The following is an 18,586-nucleotide window of genomic DNA, read 5'->3' as shown; positions in this document are numbered from 1 at the left end:
GTACATCCATGAAAATCACTATTATCGGCACCGGCTATGTAGGGCTCGTGACGGGCGCCTGCCTGGCGGAACTGGGCAACGACGTCTTTTGCCTCGACCTGGACGCACAGAAGGTAGCCTTGCTCAACAGCGGCGGCATCCCCATCCATGAACCGGGGCTGGAAGAAGTCGTGGCGCGCAACCGCGCCGCCGGACGCATGACCTTTTCCACCGACGTCGAGGCTGCCGCCGCGCACGGCGTGATGCAATTCATCGCCGTCGGCACGCCGCCCGATGAAGACGGCTCGGCCGACCTGCAGTACGTGCTGGCGGCCGCGCGCGGCATCGGCAAGTACATGACGGACTTCAAGGTCATCGTCGACAAGTCCACCGTGCCCGTCGGCACGGCCGAAAAAGTGCGCGCTGCCATCCAGGGCGAACTCGACGCGCGCGGCGTGGCCGCCACGTTTTCGGTGGCGTCGAACCCGGAATTCCTCAAGGAAGGCGCGGCCGTCGAAGACTTCATGCGCCCCGACCGCATCGTCATCGGCGTCGATGCCACACCGGACGGCGAGCGTGCGCGCGAATTGCTGAAAAGCCTGTACGCGCCGTTCAACCGCAACCACGAGCGCACCTACTGGATGGATGTGCGCTCGGCCGAATTCACGAAGTATGCGGCGAACGCCATGCTGGCCACGCGTATTTCCTTCATGAATGAACTGGCCAATCTGGCCGACAAGGTGGGTGTCGACATCGAGGCCGTGCGCCACGGCATCGGTTCCGACCCGCGCATCGGCTACAGCTTCCTGTACGCGGGCTGCGGCTACGGCGGTTCCTGCTTCCCGAAAGACGTGCAGGCGCTCGAGCGCACGGCGCGCGGCTACGGCCAGGAATTGCTGATCCTGCGTGCCGTAGAAGCCGTCAACGACCAGCAGAAGCAGGTGCTGGGACGCAAAGTGGTCGCTCGCTTCGGCGAAGATTTGACGGGCCGGCATTTTGCCGTATGGGGACTGGCCTTCAAGCCGAATACGGACGACATGCGCGAAGCGTCGGCCCGCGTCCTGCTGGCGGACTTGCTGGCGCGGGGCGCCACGGTAGCCGTGTACGACCCGGTTGCCATGGCCGAGGCGCGTCGCGTGCTGCAACTGGACTTGACGCCGGAGCAATTAACAAGGGTGCGCTTTGCCGACAGTCCGAAGGATGCGCTGACAGACGCCGATGCGCTGGTCATCGTGACTGAATGGAAAGCCTTCCGCAGCCCCGACTTCGAGCAGGTCAAGGCGCGCCTGAAGCAGGCCGTGATCTTTGACGGCCGCAACCTGTTCGAGCCGGCCGTCATGGCCGAGAATGGCATCGAATACCACGGGATCGGTCGCTCGATCCTGACGCGCGCATGAGCACCCACGAGGTGGCAGCCTTGACGGCGCCGGCCGCACTGGCCCAGGTGCGCCTGCTGGTGGTGGGCGATGTGATGCTGGACCGCTACTGGTTCGGCGATGTCAGCCGTATTTCGCCGGAAGCGCCCGTGCCCATCGTGCGCATCGAGAAGCGCGAAGAGCGCCTGGGTGGCGCGGCCAACGTGGCGCGCAACGCGGCCGCGCTGGGAGCGAAGACGAGCTTGCTGGGCGTGGTCGGCGACGACGAGGCCGGCAGCCAGGTCGAGCGCCTGCTCGAAGGCGGCGGCATTCACAGCTATTTGCAGCGCGATGCGGCCATTTCCACCATCATCAAACTGCGCGTGATCGGCCGCCAGCAGCAAATGCTGCGCATCGACTTCGAGGATGCGCCCAGCGATACGGTGCTGCGCGACAAGCTGGCGCAGTTTAATGCCCTCTTGCCGCACTACGACGTGGTGGTCCTGTCGGACTACGCCAAGGGCAGCCTGGTGAATGTCGCCGAGATGATCAGGGCTGCCAAGGCCGCCGGCAAGATCGTCATGGTCGACCCGAAAGGCGATGATTTCAGCCGCTATGCGGGAGCGTCAGTGCTCACTCCGAACAAGTCCGAACTGCGTCGCGTGATCGGCAACTGGAATACGGAAGAGCAATTGACGGAGCGCGCGCAGCAGATGCGCGCGCAACTGGGCCTGGAAGCCTTGCTGCTGACGCGTTCGGAAGAAGGCATGAGCTTGTACACGGCCGACGAGGTGCTGCACATGCCGACCGATGCGCGCGAAGTGTTCGACGTCTCTGGCGCCGGCGATACGGTGATCGCCACCATGGCGGCCATGCTGGGCGCCGGCATGGGCCTCGGTGACGCCGTGCGCACGGCCAACCGGGCTGGCGGCATCGTCGTCGGCAAGCTGGGCACGGCCACCGTCACCCGCGAAGAGCTGTTCCCACAATAATCCCCTGCATTCCCCTTCTACCTGCGCCGCCTCGTTTGATCTGGCGCAGGTTTTCCCCTCCTTCCGCTGCCCCGTCTTGTCAACCGTATCACGCCACAGGCGTTAAAGCCGTTAAGGCGCTGCTCTTCCCTTGCGTTCGAGTCATCTTGAAACCACATCACGGAGAGATACCCATGTTCAAAAAAATACTACTGGCCATCGTCACCCTGATCGCGACGATGGGCTTTGCCTTTGCCCAGGTCGATGTCAACAAGGCGGATCAGGCGGCACTCGACAGCGTCAAGGGCATCGGCCCCGTCACGTCGAAAGCCATCGTCGATGAACGCGCCAAGGGCGGCGCCTTCAAGGATTGGGCCGATTTTGAAAGCCGCGTGAAGGGCATCGGGCCGAAAAGTTCCTTGAAACTGTCGGAAGCGGGTTTGCAGGTGAATGGTCAGGCCAAGTCCGGCGCCCCAGCGGCCCCGGTGGCGAAAGCTGCCCCGACAAAAAAGGACACTGCTGTGAAGGAAGTTGCAGCGAAAGAAGCCGCACCGAAGCCAGTTGCTGCGACCGATACCGCTGCGGCGCCAGCCAAGACAGCCGCTGAAACGAAAAAAGAAGCGGCTGCCGCGAAGAAAGAAGCCAAGGCCGCCGCTGCTGCCGCCAAAAAAGAAGCAGCCGCTGCCAAGGCTGCCGCTCCTGCAGCCGATGGCGCCGCGCCTGTGAAGAGCGCTGTGGAAGCGAAGAAGGAAGCTGCTGCGGCCAAGAAAGAAGCCAAGGCCGCTGCCGCTGCCGCGAAGAAAGAAGCGAAGCTGGCTGCAGCCGATGCGAAGAAGGCTGAAGCCGAGAAAAAGTAAGCGTGTTGCTGTAAAGCGTATCGCGTGGTGGTGCCGCGCCGTACGAGAAGAAAACCCCGCGTGGTACCGGCCGCGCGGGGTTTTTTTGCGCCGCATCGTTGAACAGCACGCCCATTTCCGTGTTGAGCTGGGCCGAGCGGGGATCGAGGTTGAAAGAAGCGACGATGCCCCGCTGGCCATCGACCACCACGGCCTTGATATGCAGGCTGGCGCGGCTCGACCCCAGCAGGCTGATGTGCTTGCGGTGCAGGGAGCCAGATGCCGCCGTCGAGCAGGACCTGGCAGCGCTTCCTCGCGCGCCTGCGTCAGCAGGGGCGGCAAGCTGTGCATGAGCCAGTGCTCGCTGCGCTGCAAACTGGCCACGCGGGCGGCTTTTTCCGGCGGGTCCGACAGCACTTGCACCTGCGCGCTCCCGTGCAGGCGCAAGCGGCCATCGAGGTGGGCTTGCAACTGGTGCGCATCGCTCAGCTGCCGCAGATAGGGCGAAGTGCCCACTTCGCCCGTGAGCGCATCGAGGCGGCGCGCACAGCCTGCAGTTCGGGCGCGCCCACCGACAGCAGATCGGTATCCTCGAACTTGACTTGCTCGGAGGCATCGAAATAGTCATCGCCGATATTGCGCCCGCCGACGAGGGCGACCCTGCCGTCGACCATCGAGACCTTGTTGTGCATGCGCCGGTTCAGGCTGACGGCGCGCAGGGCCACGCTATGCGCGCAAGCAGATAGCGTCGCGCTTGCGGCCTGGATTGACGATGCGCACGTCGCTCGGCAGGGGGCTGTCGAGCGCGAGGATCGCAGCGTCCTGGCTGCGCGCGTTGATATCGTCGAACAACACGCGCACCAGCAGGCGCCCTGTCACGTCGTGATGCCAGATGTGGAATTGCAGGCCCAGGCTGCGACCCGGGCGGTGCATCCGTTGCGGCGCCAGCACGCGGACGAGCAGTGTGGCGCCGGCTGTCGCGGGCAAGGCCGTGCCTGGTTCCGCCAGCGAGCGATCGGCGAAACGCCCGTAGCTTTACAGGGCAGCGATGCTGAGCATGGCAAGCAGCGTGGCCAGCAACAATTTGATGCCTATGCGGCGCACCGTCAGCGGACCGTCCGCGTATTGCCGCTGCGGGGGGAGGATGGGCTGGCGTATGCGCTGTCTTTCGTGAGCGCAACGGGAACGAGCCGATTGTAATCGTTTCTATCATGCGCGATTTTCATCCGGAAACATGCTTGCCTGGCGTCAAAAATGCGAGAATGACCAGCTCAAACAATCGTCGGGGGAAGCACGCATGGCAAGGATTTTGATGGCAATGACGGCAGCCATGCTGTCGGCGGGCGTGGCGGCGGCGCCGGGCGCCGAACCGGCGCAGCAGCAGATACGGCAGGTGGTGGCCGCCATCTCGCCGCAGCGCATCGAGGCGCATGTGCGCAAGCTGGTGGGCTTTCAGACGCGCCACAGCATGTCCGATACCGTGTCCGACACGCGCGGCATCGGCGCGGCCAGGCGCTGGATCAAGGAGGAGCTGGAGCGTTGCGGTGCGCAGGCGGGCGGACGGCTGCAGGTGGCGTTCGACAGCCATGTGGCGCCCGTGTCGAAGCGCATTGCGCGCCCGACGGAAATCGTCAATGTAGTGGCGACTCTGCCAGGCAGCCAGCCGCAGTCTGCCGAGCGCATCTATGTTGTCAGCGGCCACTACGATTCGCGCGCCACCGACGTGATGGATGCGCAGGGCAACGCGCCCGGCGCCAACGATGACGCCTCGGGCACGGCGGCCGTGATCGAGATGGCGTGCGTGATGGCGCGCTACCAGTTCGACGCCACCCTCGTCTTCATGGCGGTGGCGGCCGAGGAACAGGGGTTATTGGGTTCCGGCCATTGGGCGCAGCAGGCGAAGCTGAAAAAGCTCAACATCGCCGGCATGCTCAATAACGACATCATCGGTAGTTCGCGCGCCGAAGACGGCAGGATCGATGGTGGCCAGGTGCGCCTGTTTGCCGAGGGTATCCCTGCCGTGAAGGAAATGAGCGATGGCGTGCGCGCCCTGGTGGCGACGGGCGGAGAAAATGATTCCATCTCGCGCCAGCTGGCGCGCCATGTGAAACAGGTGGGCGAGCGCTACGTGCCGGGCTTTACAGTCAACGTGATCCAGCGTGCCGACCGCTACCTGCGCGGCGGCGACCATATGCCCTTCCTCGCACAAGGTTACGCTGCGCTGCGCTTCACGGAACCGAACGAGGATTTTGCCCACCAACATCAGGACGTGCGCGTGGAAAACGGCGTACAGTATGGCGACTTGCCGCAATTCGTTGACTATGATTACGTGGCGAAAGTGGCGAGGGTGAATGCGGCGGCCCTCGCTTCGCTGGCCCTGGCACCTGCCGCGCCCGCCGGCGTGCAGATGCGCACGGCCCAGCTGGAAAACGCCACCTCGCTGCAGTGGCAGCCAAATACGGAGCCGGACCTGGCCGGCTACCGCATCGTGTGGCGCGCCACCACGGCAGACCAGTGGCAGGGCGCGCAGGATGTAGGCAATGTCACGCAAGCAAGGCTGAAGTTATCGAAAGACAACTATTTCTTCGGTGTCCAGGCCGTCGACAAGGATGGCAATGTCAGCGTGGCAAGCTACCCCACAGCCTTGCGCTAGACGTTGTTGACGGGCAGGCGCGCCAGAAAACCGTGGATCTGGGAAACGACCGCCGCGCCTTCGCCCACGGCGGCGGCCACGCGCTTGGTCGAGCCGGCCCGCACGTCGCCGATGGCGAACACGCCCGGCACGCTCGTTTCCAGCGCGGCGCGCTCGGGCAAGTCCGCTCGATACTCGGCGTGGTCGTGGCCATGGGCGCGGCATTCCGCGCGCGTGACGTCGAAGCCCGTGCGGATGAAGCCCTGTTCGTCGACGGCCACGGCGCAGTCGTGCAGCCAGTCCGTGTTCGGATCGGCGCCGACGAAGAGAAACACGCGGCGCACGGCGCAATCGCACTCTTCACCGGTCTGCTTGTTGCGCCAGCGGGCGCCCGTCAAGCCATCCTCGTCGCCTTCGAGGGCGATGATTTCCGTGTGCGTGTGCACGGTGATGTTGGGCGTGGCGGCGATGCGCTCGATCAGATAGCTCGACATGCTGGCCGCCAGCCCTTCGCCGCGGATCACCATGTGGACCCTGGCCGCGTGGCCTGAGAGAAACACGGCCGCCTGGCCGGCCGAATTGCCGCCGCCGACCAGGATGATCTCTTCCTGTTTGCACAGCTTGGCTTCGATGGGCGAGGCCCAGTAATACACGCCCCGTCCCTCATACGTTTTCAGGTTGGCCAGCGAGGGCCGACGGTAGCGCGCGCCGCAGGACAGTACCACCGTGCGGGCGCGCACCTGCGTGCCGTCGCACAGCTTGACGCGCAGGGGCCAGGTATCGCACAGCAAGTTGGCGGCGCTGGCCGGGGTGGCGATTTCGACGCCGAACTTTTGCGCCTGCACATAGGCGCGTCCCGCCAGCGCGCGGCCGGAAATACCGGTGGGAAAGCCCAGATAGTTTTCGATGCGTGCGCTGGCGCCCGCCTGGCCGCCATATGCGCGCTGCTCCAGCGCCAGAACGGTCAGGCCCTCGGATGCGGCATACACGGCCGTGGCCAGGCCGGCAGGTCCGGCGCCCACCACCAGCACGTCGAAGATATTGTCGCCGGACAAATCGGGAAGCATGCCCAGGCAGCGTCCCAGTTCCGCATTGCCGGGGTTTTTCATGACCTTGCCGTCGGGACAAACGACCAGCGGCCACTCCTGTGGCGTGGGCTGGTAGCGTGCGGCCAGCGCAGCGGCAGCCGCATCGTTGGCCGGGTCCAGCACCGTGTGCGGGTGGCCGTTGCTCGATAGAAAACTTTGAAGGTGGAACAGATTGCCATTGCTGCGGGGGCCCACCAGCACGGGGCCGCCCGAATTGACTTCGATCAAGGCCACGCGGCGCAGGATCAGGGCACGCACGATGCGCTCGCCCATTTCAGCTTCCGCCACGATCAGCGCGCGCAGGGATTCCGAGCTGATGACGAGCACATCCACGTCGCCCACGGCATGGCCGTTGACGAGGGCGGGGCGGCCCGACAGCTGCGCCACTTCGGCGATGAAATAGCCGGGGCCGATTTCGCGCATCAGCGAGGTGCGGCCCAGACCTTCGTGGCGCGTGACGGCGACGTGGCCCGCGAGGATGACCAGCATGCCGAAGCTGCTGCTGCCCGCCTCGAACAGGGTGGCGCCGTCCGCATGGTGACAAACCTTGCCATAGCGTTGCAATCGGCGCAGTTCCGCTTCGGTGAAGACGGGGGAAATCTGGTGCATGCGGCCCTGGATATCGAGGCTGCTGGCCTGGACGGCATCGTCCTGCGTGGTTTCGGGGATGAATTCGGGTGCGCTGCTGCTCATGACTGATCCATTGATTGAATAAGCAAATTACTAAAATAACTAACCGCCACGAGTCTAGCGCATGCGCGCGCGGCCCGCTGGTGCGCCGCACGTGGCCACCTTGGCAGGGCGCAAAGCCAGGCGCCATGCGGCCTGGCGTGCGGGTGGCCGCAGCGCGGGCTGCCTGGCGGAGCAACGGCTTTTAGCCATACGCCGTCCAGCATCTCATATTAGAATGGGTCTTTGTTGAAATGACTCAAACAGACACGATGGCTTACAAGACACTTGAAGATACGATAGGCAATACTCCGCTGGTGCAACTGACGCGCTTGCCGGGCGCCGATGCGATTGCGCGCAACAACGTCATCCTCGGCAAGCTGGAAGGCAACAACCCGGCCGGCTCCGTGAAGGACCGCGCAGCCATGTCCATGCTCAAGCGCGCTGAAGAGCGCGGCGTCATCAAGCCAGGCGATACCCTGATCGAGGCCACCAGCGGCAATACGGGCATCGCGCTGGCCATGGCCGCCGCCTTGCGCGGCTACAAGATGCTGCTCTTGATGCCAGACAATCTCAGCGTGGAGCGCCGCCAGAGCATGGCCGCCTATGGCGCCGACATCCTGCTCACGCCGAAGACGGGCGGCATGGAATATGCGCGCGACCTGGCCGAGCAAATGCAAAAGGATGGCCGCGGCGTGATCCTCGACCAGTTCGCCAACGAAGATAATTCACGCGCACACTATGAAAGCACGGGACCGGAAATCTGGCGCGATACCAATGGTCAGGTCACGCACTTCGTCAGCGCCATGGGCACGACGGGCACCATCATGGGCGTGTCGCGCTATTTGAAGGAACAGAATCGCGCCATCCAGATCATCGGCGCACAGCCCGAGGACGGTTCGCAGATTCCCGGCATCCGCAAATGGCCGGAAGCGTACTTGCCGAAAATTTACGACAAGTCGCGCGTGGACCAGGTGGAATACGTGAGCCAGGGTGTGGCTGAGCGCATGGCGCGCAGTCTGGCGGCGGAAGAAGGCTTGTTCTGCGGCATCTCGGCGGCCGGCGCCTGCGAAATCGCGCTGCGCATCTCGCAAACGGTGGAAAACGCGACCATCGTGTTCGTCGTCTGCGACCGCGGCGACCGTTACTTGTCCACCGGCGTGTTTCCTGCTTGATCGTTAATACGGGAAAATAATATCGGCCAGAACGGCCTGAGAACTACCGGAAATACCCCCTCCCCATGGCGGGGAGGGAAAGCCTGCGAAACTGGCAGGATCAGCCTTGTGGCGTTTCGCCTTCTTTTGGCTTGAATTGCTTGTCGCTGATGCGGAATTTGTTACGACGGTCACCCATCAGGTAACGCAGGTCGCGGATGCTCAGGTCGCTCACTTCGTGCATGCGAATCAGCAGCGATGCGCCGACGGGCAGGCGGTGGTGACGGATTTTGCTGATGACTGGTGGCGCGACTTCCAGCGCGCGCGACAGCGCTGCGTCGTTTTTCAGGCGCAGGTTTTCGATCAGGGTATCGAGCAATCTGTTTGGGTTGTACTGGAGCAGATCGTCGGAGTCCGAATCGCTATTCATATCAATGCCGACTTGATTTGTCATGATGTTAATGTTCCTTCTGTAGTTGCACTGCAAAGTAAAAAACACTCGGAGCTCGCTCTTGCTGCGTTCATGTTCATTCTTTACTAAAAGGAACAAATTCACACACGGTACGATCCGGGATACAGTTTTTCATGATATATACACAATTGTACAACAGGATTCCATTTCAGTCCGGAAAGCTCTGCAATCTTGCTTTGTATAAAATAGGTGTTGTCTTGTTGCAACAGCTATTTATTCTTTATTATGCTCTATGATAGAACAAAAATTGTACTTTGACAAAAGTTAAGTATAAAACCATTTCTGTATTCCGTGCCGCACAAAGGCTGGCGAGCAAGGCTGGCATATGTTATCGGCACTACCATAGACTTGTTTTCTGGTCGCTTCAACATCGCTTACGCTTTCTTACAAGTAATATTATAACTTTACACTGACTTTTGGTTAGCGTGCGCGCACTTGACTGATGGCCTTGCCCAAGTCAATCACTGACATGGCATAAAAATAACTTCTATTGTATTGAGTTATAGCAAAGAAGTTATTGCTTGCCAAGTAATACTCAGTTGCTTCGGAACCATTTTGCAGATCGATCAAGCCGAACAACATGTTCCGGGGCGTGGGCGAGACGGTAGTCACGCAGGCCTCCTGCAATTCTTCCAGCCGGTACGTGGCTTGCAAGCCCTGGCCGATGAATTTTTCCCAGGCGTGGTTGGCCGAGACGGTGACGCGATATGTGCTGATGGCCGGGTCATCGCGGCGCCAGCCGTGTTCGACGAGGAAATGCGCCACGCTGCCGATGGCATCGGCCTTGGAATTGCGCAGGTCGATGTGGCTATCGCCATCGAAGTCCACCGCATATTTCATGATGCTGCTGGGCATGAACTGCGGCAGGCCGATGGCGCCCGCATACGAGCCGAGCAGGGTCAGTGGATCGATGCCATCCTTGCGTGCGTACAGCAGCGCGTTTTCCAGTTCGCCCTTGAAAAATTCCATGCGCGCGGCGCGCGTCGGGCTTTCCGGATAGGAAAACGCCAGGGTCGTCAGCGCGTCGAGCACGCGGAAACGGCCCGTGTTGCGTCCGTACACGGTTTCCACGCCGATGATGCCGACGATGATCTCGGCCGGCACGCCATATTCGCGTTCGGCGCGCGCCAGCGCTTCGGCGTTCTCTTCCCAGAATTTCACGCCCGCATTGATGCGCACCGGCTCGATGAAGCGGGCGCTGTAAGCTTGCCAGTTCTTCGGCTTGCCCGGCGGCGCCGGCTTCATCAACTGCACGGTCGAATCGACATAGCGCACCTTGCCGATCAGGGTATCGAGCTCGGCGCGGTCAAAGCCATGCTTGGCGGACATTTCGTCGAGGAAGGCGCGTACTTCTTTCCAGTTGGCATAGTCGACAAATTCGCCTTCGAAGTCGAATTTCGCCGGTGCTTTTTTGGCTGTCGCCTTGGCGGGTGGCGCCTTGGCCGCGCGCACGGCACGGGCGCGGTCGGCGGCGGAAATGTTGTTGTTTTCGCCTGCGTGCGCGGTCGCCAGGCACAGGGGAAGGGAGAGGAGCAGGGACAGGGCGGAGGTTTTGATCGGTAACAAGGAGCGTCTCATCGGCATTGGGTTAACAGGCGGCGCAAGCTGCGCCGCGCGCGGGATAGTTCGTCTGGGTTGGCATTACCATACTTCATCGCAGCATAGATTGCCAGAAACTGTGCAATGGCGGCGTGCGCCTCGGGTGTGGCCTTGCCTGCTGCCAGGCGCGCAGCATAACCGTGCGGCCCTTCATGCGGCGCACGGCTGTGGCCGCGCCGCGCTTGCTGGTGGCAAAACTGCAGGTACAGGGCGTCGAGCGGATCGCCCTGCCGCGCTTGCCGCCAGCAGACCAGTGCGCCAGCTGCGGCGGATAGCAGGGCCAGCACGGCGCAGGCGAGTGCCAGGGTCGTCGCCGGCAGCTTGTTCAAACTGTCGAGCATGGCGCGCTGGCGCTGTGGCGTGGTGTCGAGCGCCCAGCGGCTCCAGTCGTGCTCGGCCTGCTGCCATTGCTGGCGCCATGCGGCAAGCGCCCCGTGTGCGCCGCCATCGAGGCCGGCCAGGGCGCGCCAGGCCGTCAGCGGCGACGGCGACGGCGACGCCAGCAGGGCGGCGTCCAGGTTGCGCTCGGTGCGCAGGGGCGCGACGGCGCTGGTGGGGTCGACGCGCACCCAGCCCCGGCCCGCCAGCCACACTTCGCTCCAGGCATGGGCATCGGACTGGCGCACAGTCAGGCTGGGGCTGCCGCCGTCAGTGTTGCGTGCGCCGCCCTGGTAGCCCGTGACGACGCGCGCGGGGATGCCCATGGCGCGCATCAGCACGACGAAGCTGCCCGCGTAATGCTCGCAAAAGCCCGCCTGCGTGGTAAACAGGAAGTCGTCGACGCCTTGCTTGCCCAGCAGCGGTGGCTGCAGGGTGTAGCGGAAGGGCGCGCGGCGGAAGTGATCGAGCACGGCGGCGATGGCGTTGGCGGGGGCCAGCATCTGCGCGCCGCTGCCGCGCAGGGCGCGGGCCCAGGCCACGCTGCGCGGGTTGCTGCCAGCGGGCAAGGCCAGCCATGGCTGCTGCTGTTCAGGCGACAAGCCTGCCTGCAGCCGGTAGCGGGGCTGGGAACTGACGCGATAACGCACGGTCGAAGTAATGGCTTGTATGGTCAGCACTTCCAGCGCGGACGAGACGACGTAGGGGTTGCCGGGCAAGCGTTCGATGCTGCGCGGCAGGTCGAGGGCGAAGATGCGCCGCTGGCCGCTCGCTTGCAAGGTCACTTCGTAGTGGCTGGGCTGGCCTTCCAGGCTGATGTCTATCCGGCTGTCGCTGGCAGGCGTGCGCCGGTCCGCGCCCCTGCGCGTCCAGGTGGCGCCATCGTAGTCGCCCAGCACCACGCCGCGCCAGTACAACTGGTCTTGCGGCGGGAGCGGCGTGGAAAAGCGGGCCGTGAAGACGGGCTCGCCGGACAGGGCCAGCGAGGCGATGGCGCCCGCTTGCATGCTGTCCGACAAGCCCGTGCGCGCCTGCGCGCCCTCGTGCGGCGCACCCCACAGGGGGCCGTCGGGACGCGGCACGGCAAGAAACATCACGGCTGACAGGGGAATGGCCAGCGCCAGCATGCGCCCCAGCAAGCCTAGCCTTTGCGCCAGGCGGGGCTGCAGCGTGCCGTACTGGGCCGACAGCAGGACGGCCAGCAGGACGATGACAGTCGCCAGCATCCAGGCGGCGCTGAGGATGTCTTGCGCATGAAAAAAATTGGCCAACAGCAAAAAAAAACTGAGGAAAACGAAGACAAAATTGTCGCGCCGGCCATGCATTTCCAGCGATTTCAAGGTCAGCAGCAGGGCCAGCATGGCCACGCCGGGATCGCGTCCCAGCAGCGTGCCATAACTGGCGTACACGCCGGCGATGCCCAGCAAGGCCAGCGGCACGAGCAGGGCTAGCGGGGGCTGGCGCCGGCCCCGCACGGTAATGATGGCGCGCCACAGCAGCGGTGCCGCTGTCGCTATCGACAACCACGCGGGCAGGTGTAGTGCGTGCGGCGCCAGCACCATGGCGGCGGCCAGCAACAGCAGCAGGATGTCGGCCTTTTCGCGCGGCAAGCCGCTCAGCCAGGCTTTCATGGCGTCCCCTGCGCTGGCGGCAAATCGTGCTGCGAACCATGCAGGGCCAGCGCGCGCAGGCAGGCGTCGCGCTGGCTGGCACCCAGGGCCGGTGCCAAAGTCAGCACACCCAGGCGCAAGCCATACGGCAGGCCCGTGCGTTCCGCCAGCAGCACCCAGGCGGCCAGGCGGGACAGGCGCGTTTCCGGCGCCAGCGCGTGCAGGTCCGCGTGGTCGAGCATGCCGCCGCTGGGGGCTGCACTCTTTGGTGCGTCGGCGCCAGGCTGGAATTGCTTGCTGAACAAATGCTCGCCGTCATGGCGGGCGATCTGGCGCCAGGCCAGGCGCCGCAAGGCGTCGCCGGGCTGGTAGGCGCGCACGCCCACCAGTTCCAGGGCGCCGCCGCCCGAGCCTGGCTGGCTGGCCTGCCGTACTGTGCCGGTCAGCCAGGGCAGCGGCGGCGCATCTTGCTCGGGGCGTGGATACACGAGCACGCGCGCCTCGGGCTGCCAATGGCACCAGGCAACAAACAGGCCCAGTGGAAAACTGCCGGACAGGCGCACGGCTGGCGCAATAAGCCATCCCCGTTGCTGCGTCGGCACGCCGATGCTGACGGCTGTTTCCCCGTGGGCGGCGATATCGGCCAGGCCGGGCACTGCCGACGCGCCGCGCGCCGCCAGGCGGATCGCATGGCGCGGGCGGGTGCTGCGATTGATCAGGCGCAAGGTGAACAAGGCGTGACTGCCCGCAAACACGGGGTTGCCCGGCGTGGCCGCCAGCGACAGTCCCGCCAGGTTGCGGCTGCTAAACAGCATGTCGGCGATGGCGCTGGCGGCCGCGAAATACGTCAGCGCATAGCCCAGGCCCAGGCGCTCATTGACGGCGGCGACCCACAGCGCCAGCAGTAGCGCGGCAAATGCCAGGCCCGCACGCGAGGGGCGGATGTGCACGCGCTGCGCGCCCAGCCAGGGGCGCGCCGGCAGCCATGGAATAGTGCGCCAGCGCATGCCGCTCAGACGGGGATGCTCAACAGCAGATGCTGCAGCAGCGCGCGGCTGTCCGTGGTCCCTTGCGCCGCATGCAGACGGTGGGCGCAGACAGGCAGCAGCACGGCTTGCACATCGTCGGGCGTGACGTGGTCGCGTCCGGCCAGGGCGGCCCAGGCGCGCGCCGCCTGCACCAGGGCCAGCGCGGCGCGCGGGCTGAGGCCATCGGCAAAGACGCCGGGCACGCGGGTGGCATGCACGAGGGCCAGCACGTAGTCGACCACGGCGGGCGAGGCGTGGATGGCGCGCAGGCCCGCTTGCGCCTGCAGCAATGCCTCCGCGTTCATCACGGCCGGCAAGGTGTGCAGCATGGCGCGGCGGTCAGCGCCCAGCAGCAGCGCCCGTTCGGCGGGCGCATCGGGGTAGCCGAGCGTGACGCACATGAGAAAACGGTCGAGTTGCGATTCGGGCAGGGGAAAGGTTCCCAGCTGGTGCGCGCAGTTTTGCGTGGCGATGACGAAAAACGGCTGCGGCAGCGCGTGCGTGACGCCATCGAGCGTCACTTGCCGCTCTTCCATCGCTTCCAGCAAGCCCGATTGCGTCTTCGGCGTGGCGCGGTTGATCTCGTCGGCCAGCAGTACTTGCGTGAACAGGAGGCCGGGGTGGAAGATGAAACTGGCGCTGGCGCGGTCATACACGCTCATGCCAGCCACGTCGGCGGGCAGCAGGTCGCTGGTAAATTGCTGGCGCTTCCATTGCAGGCCCAGCGAGATGGCCAGCGCATGCGCCAGCGTGGTCTTCCCTACGCCGGGCACGTCTTCGATCAGCAGGTGGCCACCCGCCAGGACACAGGCGAGGGTCTGGCGGATCTGCAAGTGTTTGCCGACGAGAACTTCGCCGATCTGCTGTGCGGCCTGGTGTATTTTCGAAAACATGTTATTTTTATCGCAATGCGTGGGATTATTTAATTTACAATCGCTTTGGCCAGGTCAAACGGCGCTGCCCGCTTGCTGCGCGCTCGTGGTAGATTAGCGTGACAGCAAAGGCGGCAAGGGCGGCACAGACCAGCCAGTGATTTTATGCGAGAACGCGCCAGGCAGGCAGGAATGCGCTGCGGTAACTTCGGTGCGCGTTCCCGGTATGGATAGAGAGCAGAGACAGAGGTAACCAGTACAGCGCATGAGCACAGCCATTTATACCCATCCCGATTGCCAGCGCCACGAAATGGGCGACTGGCACCCAGAATCGCCGGCCCGCTTGCAGGCCATCAATGATCAATTGATCCTCGCGCATATCAGCGACCTGGTCGAGCACCGCGACGGCGTGCGCGCGCAATTGTCCGATATCGAGCGCAACCACAACGCCACGGCCATCGGCCTGGTGCGCGACAATGTACCGCTGGAGGGCGAGTACTATCCGCTCGACGGCGATACCCTGCTCAACGCGCACAGCTATGAGGCGGCGCTGGCCGCTGCTGGTTCGGCCGTGGCGGCCACGGATGCCGTCATCGATGGCGAGATCAGCAATGCCTTCTGCGCGATCCGCCCGCCCGGCCACCATGCGCGGCCCAGCGAACCCATGGGTTTCTGCCTGTTCAACAATGTCGCCATCGCCGCCAAGCATGCACTCGACGTGCGGGGCCTCGACAGAGTCGCCATCGTCGACTTTGACGTGCACCATGGCAATGGCACGGCCGAATCCGTGGCAAATGATCCGCGCATCCTGATGGTGAGCTTTTTCCAGCACCCGTTTTATCCGTACAGCGATGTCGAGTCCTACACCGACACGCGCGTCAACGTGCCCGTGCCGGCCCGCTCGAAGGGCGATGCCGTGCGCCAGCTGGTGCTCGACCACTGGCTGCCGGCGCTGCACCGGCAGCAGCCGCAGATGATTTTCATTTCTGCCGGTTTCGATGCCCACCGCGAAGACGACGTGGGTGGCATGGGCCTGGTGGAGGCCGACTACACGTGGCTGACGCAGCAGATGATGGCTGTGGCCAATCAGTATGCCAAGGGCCGCATCGTCAGCTGCCTCGAAGGGGGCTACAACTTGTCGTCCCTGGGCCGTAGCGTGGCGGCGCATGTGAAGGCGCTGGCGGAGCTGTAATTAAAGCAAACTCGGACGGCTGCGGGAATTGGTATGGCGGTGCGTCTGGTAATCGAGTGCGTCGCCGGCCATGAAGCGGCGCCAGGCTTGCGTGTAGACGAGCGATGATTTATCCGCGTCGAAGCTGTCGAGCTGCAACATGTCGCGGTGGTGCTTGATTTCATTGACCAATTGGTCATACAGCATTTGCAAGCCATAGCTGTCGGCGCTCTGGCGTTTCAGGCGCTCTTCCAACTGCGCCACCTGCCCCTGCAACTGCCGGCATTGCTTCTTCCACTGCTGCATGCTGGCATTGCGCGGTACCCGCTTGGGCGCCGCTTTGGCGGGGCGCGGGCTGGCGCCTTCGCATTGCGCGTGTGCCGCTGGCGCCATGCCAGTGTGTTCCTTCATCATATCGACCTATCCCCATCGCGTATCTCCCCTAGCCAGCCTGGAAAATAATTGCTTTTCATTTAAGAGGCGATATTAGAGCATACTTTTTTGTTTCTTTCAGTGAATATAAAAATCCATATGGAAATATTTTACATGGCTGCCCACGCTCGCCTTACTGGCGCTGTGCTGCCGGCAAGGGCGCTGCGGGGGCGGCTTCGGCCATTTTTTCATCGTCGGCGTAGGTCAGGGTCAGCAGGGTATTGTCGTCCCAGCTCACGTCATGCAAGGGCGGCACGTAGCGTTGCCGGTCATGCGTGACGCGGATGTCCAGGATGCGCTCGCCCGAGCGTGCCTGCACGGCAAGCAGCTTGCGCGCCACGGGAAACGGCACGTATATCAACGACGAGTTGCAGGGTCCGCCCGCCAGGCGGAACAAGTTGCGCCGGACAAAGGGCAGGTCATCCTGCTCGACGGCCCAGCGGATTTCGCATTCCAGGCGCAAGTCGCCCAGGCGGCGCACGTTCTGGGGCAGGCCCGGCGTGTGGATGTCGGCGCGCCAGCGCAGGGTGTCGCGCTTCTTGTTGCTGACCAGGTCGGCATTCGCGTCGTAGGCGGTCTTGTCGCGCGTCAAGGTGAAGCCACCGTCCGCCGCCAGGAGGACGGGGATCGACAGCTTGTCGGCCGATAGGTGCAGGGTCACGCCATCGAGCCTGACCTGGGGCGTGGCGGGGATCAGCATGAAGCGCAGCGGCGCGCCCGGCGCCAGGCGCTGGTGGTCGGCATACGCGTCGAGTCCCTTGAGCATGGTGCGGTAAGGGCGCAAATCGGGATCGCGCGTGCCTTGCACGCTGACAAGCTGCTGCATTGCCTGGCTGGCCGTGTCGCCAGGCGCCACCGCTTGTTCCTGGGCCATGGCGGGCAGCAGGCAGGCGCAAAGGGGGGCAAGAAGGAAAAAACGGGGAAGATGCATGGAATGCGTGCCAGGTTGAGCTTGCAATAGGGAAACCGGCCAGGCTGGACGGACTGCGGATATTACCATTCAAGTAACTGCTAAATTATCACCAATTGTCTCGTCCGCGTCGCACGGCTGGCGCTGGCGGTGGAAAATGGGACGTCGTGGCGGCAACCACGTAAAATAGCGGATTGACTGAACGAACTGAAGGCAAGAGCATGGCGATACAATGGTACCCAGGACACATGAACGCGGCCCGCAAGAAAGCGGCCGAGACCATGGAAAATACCGACCTGGTGATTGAAGTGGTGGACGCGCGCCTGCCGGCGGCCAGTTGCAATCCCATGGTGGACGAGTTGCGCCTGTTCCGCCAGCGCCCTTGCCTGAAGATCCTCAACAAGACCGACCTGGCCGATCCGGCCGCCACTGCCGCCTGGGTGGCCTATTTCAATGCCCAGGAAGGCGTGACCGCGTATGCGATGACGACCAAGAAGCCGGGCGACGTGGCGCGCATTCCTGACCTGGCAAAATCGCTGGCGCCGCACCGCGGCGTGCCGACCAAGCCGCTGCGCATCATGATCATGGGCATTCCCAACGTGGGCAAGTCGACCCTGATGAACGCGCTGCTGAAAAAGCGCGTGGCCAAGGTGGGCGACGAGCCGGCCGTCACCAAAATGCAGCAAAAGCTGTACCTCGACAAGAACACCATCCTGGTCGACACGCCCGGCATGCTGTGGCCGAAGATCGCCATCCCCAGCGACGGCCTGATGCTGGCGGCCAGCCACGCCATCGGCTCGAATGCGCTGATCGAAGAGGAAGTGGCCGTGTTCCTGGCCGAAGAATTGCTCAAGCGCTATCCGGATTTGCTGACGGCCCGCTACGGCACCAAGGTCGGCGAAGTCGATGCCATTGGCGTGGTCGAGGGCATCGCCGCCAAGCGTGGCTTCCGCATCAAGGGCGGCGACTACGATTTCGAGAAAGCCTCGCATACCTTGCTGCTCGACTACCGCAGCGGCATCCTGGGACGCATCTCGCTGGAAACGCCGGATACGCGCGCGGCCCTGCTGGCCCTGCACGCGGCCGAGATGGCGGAAAAAGCGGCGAAAGCGGCAGAGATTGCGGCCGAAAAGGCCAGGAATTCGGCGCGCGGCAAGCGCGGCACATAATTCACTAAAAGCCGCTAGTGTAGTGCTTCGTTATTCTTTGAACTAAGCCTCCGATTGGCACGGATCACTTTTTGCAGGATGTCGTTAGCCTTGGCGGTCCATACAAACGGCTTCGGATTCTGATTATGGGCCGCAATATATTCATGGATTGCGACGGTCAGTTCATGGACGCTACGAAAGACTCCGCGCTGGAGTCGATCCGTTGTCAAACTGCGGAAGAAGCGCTCGACCATGTTGAGCCAGGAGGCGGACGTCGGCGTG

General features: G+C 63.7%; 17 protein-coding genes and 2 pseudogenes. 7 read left to right on the top strand and 12 right to left on the bottom strand.

The window, feature by feature from the left end:
* Positions 1–8 precede the first annotated feature (8 nt).
* The 3 genes from CSZ94_RS11380 (at position 9) to CSZ94_RS11370 (ending at position 3,162) form a co-directional block, all read left to right on the top strand.
* Positions 9–1,376, top strand: coding sequence for a UDP-glucose dehydrogenase family protein (locus CSZ94_RS11380; RefSeq protein WP_102121608.1), 1,368 nt, complete (start codon positions 9–11; stop codon positions 1,374–1,376).
* Positions 1,373–2,326: a D-glycero-beta-D-manno-heptose-7-phosphate kinase gene (rfaE1, locus tag CSZ94_RS11375; RefSeq protein ID WP_102121607.1), complete on the top strand. Its 954-nt coding sequence runs from the start codon at positions 1,373–1,375 to the stop codon at positions 2,324–2,326. The genes CSZ94_RS11380 and rfaE1 overlap by 4 nt, the downstream gene beginning before the upstream one ends.
* Before the next feature lie 173 nt (positions 2,327–2,499).
* Entirely contained in the window at positions 2,500–3,162 is a 663-nt protein-coding gene (locus CSZ94_RS11370) for a ComEA family DNA-binding protein (protein ID WP_102121606.1), read from the top strand.
* A 103-nt stretch (positions 3,163–3,265) separates the two neighbouring features.
* Here the strand turns inward: CSZ94_RS11370 and CSZ94_RS28635 are convergent.
* The 3 genes and pseudogenes from CSZ94_RS28635 to CSZ94_RS11360 all read right to left on the bottom strand — a co-directional run.
* Positions 3,266–3,361 (bottom strand): annotated as a pseudogene (locus CSZ94_RS28635) (hypothetical protein); the annotation flags it as partial.
* A 265-nt stretch (positions 3,362–3,626) separates the two neighbouring features.
* On the bottom strand, positions 3,627–3,833 hold the full coding sequence (locus CSZ94_RS28630; RefSeq protein ID WP_258000931.1) for a hypothetical protein: 207 nt from the start codon (positions 3,831–3,833) through the stop codon (positions 3,627–3,629).
* A gap of 34 nt (positions 3,834–3,867) precedes the next feature.
* Complete coding sequence (locus CSZ94_RS11360; RefSeq protein WP_102121604.1) at positions 3,868–4,128, bottom strand: hypothetical protein; 261 nt, start codon at positions 4,126–4,128, stop codon at positions 3,868–3,870.
* A 325-nt stretch (positions 4,129–4,453) separates the two neighbouring features.
* Between CSZ94_RS11360 and CSZ94_RS11355 the strand changes: the two genes are divergently transcribed.
* Positions 4,454–5,794 carry a M28 family metallopeptidase gene (locus CSZ94_RS11355; RefSeq protein WP_258000930.1) on the top strand — a complete coding sequence of 447 codons (1,341 nt, stop codon included), beginning with the start codon at positions 4,454–4,456 and terminating at the stop codon, positions 5,792–5,794.
* Here CSZ94_RS11355 and CSZ94_RS11350 read toward each other — a convergent pair.
* Positions 5,791–7,554, bottom strand: a complete 1,764-nt coding sequence (locus CSZ94_RS11350) for an FAD-dependent oxidoreductase (RefSeq protein WP_102121603.1) — start codon at positions 7,552–7,554, stop codon at positions 5,791–5,793. The genes CSZ94_RS11355 and CSZ94_RS11350 overlap by 4 nt on opposite strands.
* A 248-nt stretch (positions 7,555–7,802) precedes the next feature.
* On the opposite strand from CSZ94_RS11350, the gene cysM reads away from it, so the two are divergent.
* Positions 7,803–8,705 (top strand): cysteine synthase CysM, encoded by a 903-nt coding sequence (gene cysM / locus CSZ94_RS11345; protein ID WP_102121602.1) that lies wholly within the window; start codon positions 7,803–7,805, stop codon positions 8,703–8,705.
* Positions 8,706–8,805: 100 nt separating this feature from the next.
* Here the strand turns inward: cysM and CSZ94_RS11340 are convergent, their stop codons facing one another.
* The 5 genes from CSZ94_RS11340 to CSZ94_RS11320 all read right to left on the bottom strand — a co-directional run bounded on the left by CSZ94_RS11340 (position 8,806) and on the right by CSZ94_RS11320 (position 14,664).
* A complete protein-coding gene (locus tag CSZ94_RS11340) occupies positions 8,806–9,138 on the bottom strand; it encodes a hypothetical protein (RefSeq protein ID WP_034751784.1) in 333 nt (110 codons plus the stop codon).
* A 438-nt stretch (positions 9,139–9,576) separates the two neighbouring features.
* On the bottom strand, positions 9,577–10,740 hold the full coding sequence (mltB, locus tag CSZ94_RS11335; RefSeq protein WP_102121601.1) for a lytic murein transglycosylase B: 1,164 nt from the start codon (positions 10,738–10,740) through the stop codon (positions 9,577–9,579).
* Entirely contained in the window at positions 10,731–12,764 is a 2,034-nt protein-coding gene (locus CSZ94_RS11330) for a transglutaminase TgpA family protein (protein WP_102121600.1), read from the bottom strand. Before CSZ94_RS11330 ends, mltB begins: the two co-directional genes overlap by 10 nt.
* Complete coding sequence (locus CSZ94_RS11325) at positions 12,761–13,750, bottom strand: DUF58 domain-containing protein (RefSeq protein WP_102121599.1); 990 nt, start codon at positions 13,748–13,750, stop codon at positions 12,761–12,763. Before CSZ94_RS11325 ends, CSZ94_RS11330 begins: the two co-directional genes overlap by 4 nt.
* A 5-nt stretch (positions 13,751–13,755) precedes the next feature.
* Positions 13,756–14,664, bottom strand: coding sequence for an AAA family ATPase (locus CSZ94_RS11320; protein WP_102121598.1), 909 nt, complete (start codon positions 14,662–14,664; stop codon positions 13,756–13,758).
* A gap of 244 nt (positions 14,665–14,908) precedes the next feature.
* On the opposite strand from CSZ94_RS11320, the gene CSZ94_RS11315 reads away from it, so the two are divergent.
* Positions 14,909–15,835 (top strand): histone deacetylase family protein, encoded by a 927-nt coding sequence (locus tag CSZ94_RS11315; RefSeq protein WP_102121597.1) that lies wholly within the window; start codon positions 14,909–14,911, stop codon positions 15,833–15,835.
* Here CSZ94_RS11315 and CSZ94_RS11310 read toward each other — a convergent pair whose 3' ends face one another.
* Both CSZ94_RS11310 and CSZ94_RS11305 read right to left on the bottom strand, forming a co-directional pair.
* Positions 15,836–16,228 (bottom strand): hypothetical protein, encoded by a 393-nt coding sequence (locus CSZ94_RS11310; RefSeq protein ID WP_146009786.1) that lies wholly within the window; start codon positions 16,226–16,228, stop codon positions 15,836–15,838. It abuts the gene before it with no gap.
* 151 nt (positions 16,229–16,379) lie between these two features.
* Positions 16,380–17,177, bottom strand: a complete 798-nt coding sequence (locus CSZ94_RS11305; protein WP_146009785.1) for a hypothetical protein — start codon at positions 17,175–17,177, stop codon at positions 16,380–16,382.
* 200 nt (positions 17,178–17,377) lie between these two features.
* Between CSZ94_RS11305 and ylqF the strand changes: the two genes are divergently transcribed.
* Positions 17,378–18,325, top strand: a complete 948-nt coding sequence (gene ylqF, locus CSZ94_RS11300; RefSeq protein WP_102121594.1) for a ribosome biogenesis GTPase YlqF — start codon at positions 17,378–17,380, stop codon at positions 18,323–18,325.
* A gap of 14 nt (positions 18,326–18,339) precedes the next feature.
* Here the strand turns inward: ylqF and CSZ94_RS11295 are convergent.
* Positions 18,340–18,586: pseudogene (locus tag CSZ94_RS11295) on the bottom strand (IS630 family transposase); the annotation flags it as partial.

Origin of the sequence: Janthinobacterium sp. ROICE36, assembly GCF_002869965.1 — a bacterium.
Classification (GTDB): domain Bacteria; phylum Pseudomonadota; class Gammaproteobacteria; order Burkholderiales; family Burkholderiaceae_D; genus Janthinobacterium.
This window is presented reverse-complemented; position numbering and strand designations above follow the sequence as displayed.